At 67.2% G+C, this 5,747-nt stretch carries 5 protein-coding genes; all 5 read left to right on the forward strand.

Annotated elements, in window-relative coordinates; all coding sequences use genetic code 11:
- The first annotated feature begins 109 nt into the window (after nt 1-109).
- Entirely contained in the window at nt 110-886 is a 777-nt protein-coding gene (locus tag VF697_RS00630) for an enoyl-CoA hydratase/isomerase family protein (RefSeq protein ID WP_331091187.1), read from the forward strand.
- A gap of 142 nt (nt 887-1,028) precedes the next feature.
- Nucleotides 1,029-2,171 (forward strand): acyl-CoA dehydrogenase, encoded by a 1,143-nt coding sequence (locus tag VF697_RS00635; protein WP_331091189.1) that lies wholly within the window; start codon nt 1,029-1,031, stop codon nt 2,169-2,171.
- A 15-nt stretch (nt 2,172-2,186) separates the two neighbouring features.
- Nucleotides 2,187-2,672: an AgmX/PglI C-terminal domain-containing protein gene (locus VF697_RS00640; protein WP_331091191.1), complete on the forward strand. Its 486-nt coding sequence runs from the start codon at nt 2,187-2,189 to the stop codon at nt 2,670-2,672.
- 10 nt (nt 2,673-2,682) lie between these two features.
- The gene (locus VF697_RS00645; RefSeq protein WP_331091193.1) at nt 2,683-3,828 is read left to right on the forward strand and encodes an acyl-CoA dehydrogenase family protein; all 1,146 of its coding nucleotides are present in this window, start codon (nt 2,683-2,685) and stop codon (nt 3,826-3,828) included.
- Nucleotides 3,829-4,196: 368 nt separating this feature from the next.
- The coding region (locus VF697_RS00650; RefSeq protein ID WP_331091195.1) for a 30S ribosomal protein S1 at nt 4,197-5,747 on the forward strand (1,551 nt) is incomplete at its 3' end.

Genomic DNA, 5,747 nt, shown 5'->3' on the forward strand with positions numbered 1-5,747 from the left:
GGTCTCGCAGAAGGTCCCGCGGACATCCTCTCCCACAACACCCCTCTCCCTCCGGGAGAGGGACGGGGTGAGGGTTCCTGTCACCGTCTTCCCCCCTGAGGATTCCCCCATGGCCTACGAGAACATCCGGCTGGAGACCGAGGACGCGATCGCCATCCTCACCATCGATCGCCCCAAGGCGCTCAACGCCCTCAACAGCAAGACGCTGCAGGAGCTCGAGTCCGCGCTCAACTCCCTGCCCCCCACGGTCCGCGCGCTCATCATCACGGGCGGCGGCGACAAGGCCTTCGTGGCCGGCGCGGACATCTCCGAGATGGCGTCCATCACCGCGGCGCAGGCGCGCGAGTTCGCCGCCCTGGGCCACCGCGCCTTCCAGACGCTCGAGCAGCTCCCCATCCCCACCATCGCCGCGGTGAACGGCTTCGCGCTCGGCGGCGGGTGCGAGCTGGCCCTCGCGTGCGACCTCATCTACGCCTCGGAGAAGGCGAAGCTGGGGCTGCCCGAGGTGAGCCTCGGCGTCATCCCGGGCTTTGGCGGCACGCAGCGCCTCACCCGCGTGGTGGGCAAGATGCGCGCGAAGGAGCTCGTCTTCACCGGCGAGCGCCTGGACGCGGCCAAGGCCAAGGAGGTGGGCCTCGTGCTCGACGTGCTCCCGGCCGATCAGCTCCTGGCCCACTGCAAGGCCGTGGCGGGGAAGATCCTCAAGAACGGCCCCCTGGCGGTGTCCCAGGCCAAGCGCGTCATCGAGTTCGGCGCGGACCAGGACCTGCGGGCGGCCAACGAGCTGGAGCGCCAGGGCTTCGCGGTGCTCTTCGGCTCGGAGGACCAGAAGGAAGGCATGAAGGCCTTCCTGGAGAAGCGTCCGGCGGGCTTCACCGGCAAGTAGGCCGGGGCAGGAGGGGGTGGGCGAGCGCGCGTCCGCTAATGGGCGCGGCAACCGGCGCTTGCCCGCTCCTCTTGCAATCGCTGTTCCCGGGGCCTCTGCCCCGTACTATGTACCACTGCGCCCTTACCCCACCAGGAGTGCCATGAACTTCGAGCTGAGCGACGTCCAGCGCGAGATCCAGCGGATGTGCCGCGAGTTCGCCGCGCGCGAGCTGACCCCCAACGCCCGCAAGTGGGACGAGACGCACCAGTGGCCCAGCGACGCGGTGAAGAAGCTGGCCGAGCTGGCGCTGCTCGGCGTGGCGGTGCCGGAGCAGTACGGCGGCGCGGGCCTGGACAACGTCTGCTACGCGCTCGCCATGGAGGAGATCAGCCGGGGCTGCGCCTCCACGGGCGTCATCATGAGCGTGAACAACTCGCTCTACTGCGATCCGGTGATGAAGTACGGCACCGAGGAGCAGAAGGCGCAGTTCCTCAAGCCCTTCGCCAGCGGCGAGAAGCTGGGCTGCTTCGGCCTCACCGAGCCCGAGGCGGGCAGCGACGCGGCCTCGCAGAAGACCACGGCGGTGCGCCGGGGTGACGAGTACGTCATCAACGGCTCGAAGAACTGGATCACCAACGGCCCGCGCGCCGACGCCATCGTGCTCTTCACGATGACGAACAAGGAGGCGGGCAACAAGGGCATCTCCGCCTTCCTGGTGCCCACCAACACCCCGGGCTTCACCCGCGCCGAGCCGGACAAGAAGATGGGCATCAGCGCGGCGCACTCCTGCAGCATGTTCTTCGAGGACATGCGCGTGCCGGCCAGGAACCTGCTGGGCAAGGAGGGCGACGGCTTCAAGATCGCCATGAGCACGCTGGATGGCGGGCGCATCGGCATCGCCTCGCAGGCGCTGGGCATCGCCCGCGCGGCCTTCGAGGAGGCGGTGCGCTACTCGGGCGAGCGCAAGACGTTCGGCAAGGCCATCCGCGAGCACCAGGCCATCCAGTTCATGCTGGCGGACATGGCCACGGAGATCGACGCGGCCCGGCTGCTGGTGCTGCGCGCGGCGCTGCTCAAGGACAAGGGCGTGCGCCACTCGCAGGAGAGCGCCATGGCCAAGCTGTACGCCAGCGAGATGGCCAGCCGCGTGGCCAACAAGGCGCTGCAGGTCCACGGGGGCATGGGTTACTCCAAGGAGATGGACGCCGAGCGCCACGTGCGCGACGCGCGCATCACGGAAATCTACGAGGGGACGAGCGAGATCCAGCGCATCGTCATCTCGGCCAACCTGCTGAAGGACTGAGGAGTCGAATTGCCCATGAAGCGTTCCCTGATCGCGGTGGCGGTGTTGCTCGGGTCGGGCCTGGCGTTCGCGCAGGGCTCGCCCGGAAAGACGGTCGCGGCCGACAAGCCGGCCGGTTCCGAGGCGACCGCCCCCGCGCAGGAGAAGAAGAAGGCGGAGCCCGCCCGGCCCCAGCCCCCGGACGTGTCCCGGATGCCCTTCAGCCCGGACTCCATCCGCGAGGTGATGACGTACTACGCGCGCGACATCCAGGAGTGCTACGAGGAGATCCTCGCGACGAAGGGCAACAAGGTGGAGGAGGGACGCATCCTGACGTCCTTCACCATCACGCCGGACGGCTTCGTGAGGAACGCCAAGGTGTCGAAGGCGGGCACGACGCTGAAGAACGCGCGCCTGAACGAGTGCGTGGTGAACGTGCTCTCCAGCATCACGTTCCCGCAGCCGCCGGACGGGCGCGAGTACCCCATCGAGTATCCGTTCAACCTCAAGGCCATCAAGTAGGACGCCCCCCGTGAACCTCGAGCTCACCGAGACGCAGACGCTCATCCGCGACACCGCGCGCAAGTTCGCGCGCGAACGGGTGGCGCCCCAGGCGCGCAGATTCGACAAGGAGGAGATCTTCCCCACCGAGCTCTTCAAGGAGCTGGCCTCCCTGGGCCTCATGGGGGTCACCATCCCCGCCCAGTACGGCGGCGCCGAGGCGGGAACGACCTCCTACGCGCTGGCGATGATGGAGATGGCGGCCGCGTGCGCCTCCACTTCGGTGGCCATGGCCGTCACGAACATGTGCGCCGAGCTCATCCACAAGTTCGGCACCGAGGCCCAGCGCGAGAAGTACGTGACGCGCATCACCTCGGGCGAGGCGGTGGTGGGCGCGTTCGCGCTCTCCGAGCCGCACGCGGGCTCGGATCCGCGCGCCATGCGTACCACGGCGGTGCGCCGCGGGGACAAGTGGGTCCTCAATGGCAGCAAGCAGTGGATCACCTCCGGCGCCTACGCGGGCGTGATGGTGGTGTGGGCGCAGACGGGCGGGCAGGGCGGCAAGGGCATCTCCGCCTTCATCGTCGAGGGCGGGACGAAGGGCCTGCACGTCGGCAAGCACGAGGACAAGATGGGCCTGCGCGGGTCCAACACCGTGGGCCTCACCTTCGAGGACATGGAGATCCCCGCGGAGAACCTCCTGGGCAAGGAGGGGGATGGCTTCAAGCTGGCGATGATCGCGCTGGATGGTGGGCGCATCGGCATCGCCTCGCAGGCGTGCGGCGTGGCGCGGGCGGCGCTCGAGGCCTCCATCCGGTACTCGAAGGACCGCAAGGCCTTCGGTCAGCCGATTGGCGACTTCCAGGCGCTGCGCTTCATGCTGGCCAACATGGCCACCGAGCTCCAGGCGGCCGAGCTGCTGACGCTCCGGGCCGCGAACCTCAAGGAAGAGGGCAAGCCGTTCACCCGCGAAGCCTCGATGGCGAAGCTCTACGCGAGCGAGATGTCCAACCGCGCGGTGGACAAGGCGGTGCAGATCCACGGTGGCTACGGCTACATCGACGAGTTCCCCGTCGAGCGCTACTTCCGCGACGCCCGGGTGCAGACCATCTACGAGGGCACCAGCGAGGTGCAGCGGATGGTGATCGCCCGCGAGACGTTCAAGCTGCTGGACTGAACGCCCGCCCCCTCGGGTACCCGGGCAAGCAGCCACTGGACCCCCCGCGTCTCATGCGCCGAGGCAATGGCGCGGGGAGTCATGGAGCATCACCTTTGAATCCGCGGCGGGTCGGGGAGGGCAGGTGACTTCCTGCCTGCCGGACGAGGGCGCTGGGGGACCTGGGGTGTCGGGTCCACCAGTGAGCATTATCAGGACTATGAACAAGTACCGCGTGCTCGCTTGACTGCCGGTATGACCGGTGTCTAGGGTGCGCGGCTTCGACTCGCCCCCATTGTGGGGGAGGGATCGCGCACCACTCGTAGCTCCCCGCGAGTGGCGGCCGTCAACAACCGGGGGCAGCAGTACCAGTTAGGACTCTCAATCTCATGCAGCAGAATGTGAACCAGCAGATCGGAGATGTTGGCGACGAGGATTTTGCCGCGATGTTCGAGGCCTCGCTCAAGGAGCGTGGCGGCGAGGGCATCCTCAAGGAAGGCGAGATCGTCAAGGGCACCGTCGTTCAGGTGACCAAGGACTACGCCATCGTCGACATCGGCTACAAGTCCGAGGGCCAGGTTCCGATCTCCGAGTTCACCAGCCCTCGTGGCGAGGTCTCCGTCAAGGCGGGCGACCCGGTCGAGGTCCTCCTGGAGAGCCGCGAGAACGACACCGGCATGGTCGTCCTCTCCAAGGAGAAGGCCGACAAGATGCGCATCTGGGACGAGATCAGCGCCGCGTGCGAGCGCGATGAGATCGTCAAGGGCACCATCGTGGGTCGCGTGAAGGGTGGCCTGTCCGTCGACATCGGCGTGAAGGCGTTCCTCCCCGGCAGCCAGGTGGATATCCGCCCCGTGCGCAACCTGGACCAGTACATCTCGAAGGAATTCGAGTTCAAGGTCATCAAGTTCAACAAGAAGCGCGGCAACATCGTCCTCTCCCGCCGCGTGCTCCTCGAGAAGCAGCGCGAGGAGATGAAGAAGGAGACCCTCAAGAACCTCAAGGAGGGTGCGGTCCTCAAGGGCGTGGTCAAGAACCTCACCGACTACGGCGCCTTCATCGACCTCGGCGGCATCGACGGCCTGCTCCACATCACCGACATGTCCTGGGGCCGCATCGGTCACCCCAGCGAGATGTTCAACGTGGGTGACGAGGTTCGCGTCGTCGTCCTCAAGTTCGACCCCGCGCAGGAGCGCGTCAGCCTGGGCCTCAAGCAGATCCAGGAGGACCCGTGGCACCGCGCCGACGAGAAGTACCCGGTCGGCACCCGCGTCAAGGGCAAGGTCGTCTCCATCACCGACTACGGCGCGTTCATCGAGATCGAGCAGGGCGTCGAGGGTCTCGTGCACGTCTCCGAGATGTCCTGGACCAAGCGCCTCAAGCACCCCAGCAAGGTGCTCGAGGTCGGCCAGGAGGTCGAGGCGGTGGTGCTCGACATCGATCCGAAGGCCAAGCGCATCGCGCTGGGCATGAAGCAGATCGAGCAGAACCCCTGGACCATGCTCGAGGACAAGTACCCGATCGGCTCCGTCATCAAGGGTCAGATCCGCAACGTCACCGACTTCGGCGTGTTCGTCGGCGTCGAGGAGGGCGTGGACGGCCTGGTGCACGTGTCCGACATCTCCTGGACGGTGCGCATCAAGCACCCGGGCGAGATGTTCAAGAAGGGCGATGAGGTCGAGGCGGTGGTGCTCAACATCGACGTCGAGAACGAGCGCTTCAGCCTGGGCATCAAGCAGCTCCAGCCGGATCCCTGGGACACCCTGTCCGAGCGCACCCCGGTGGGCAGCCGCGTCAAGGGCAAGGTCACCAAGGTCACCGACTTCGGCGCCTTCGTGGAGATCGAGCCCGGCATCGAGGGCCTCGTGCACGTCTCCGAGCTGAAGGAGGAGCGTGTGGAGAACCCGCGTGACGTGGTGCAGGAGGCCCAGGATGTCGAG

The organism is Archangium sp. (assembly GCF_036388035.1).
In the GTDB taxonomy this organism is placed as follows: Bacteria; Myxococcota; Myxococcia; order Myxococcales; family Myxococcaceae; genus Archangium.

Bases quoted from the DNA above. Each gene is read 5' to 3' on its own strand.
- VF697_RS00630 (WP_331091187.1), top strand. From the start codon at position 110: ATGGCCTACGAGAACATCCGGCTGGAGACCGAGGACGCGATCGCCATC.
- VF697_RS00640 (WP_331091191.1), top strand. From the start codon at position 2,187: ATGAAGCGTTCCCTGATCGCGGTGGCGGTGTTGCTCGGGTCGGGCCTG.
- VF697_RS00635 (WP_331091189.1), top strand. From the start codon at position 1,029: ATGAACTTCGAGCTGAGCGACGTCCAGCGCGAGATCCAGCGGATGTGC.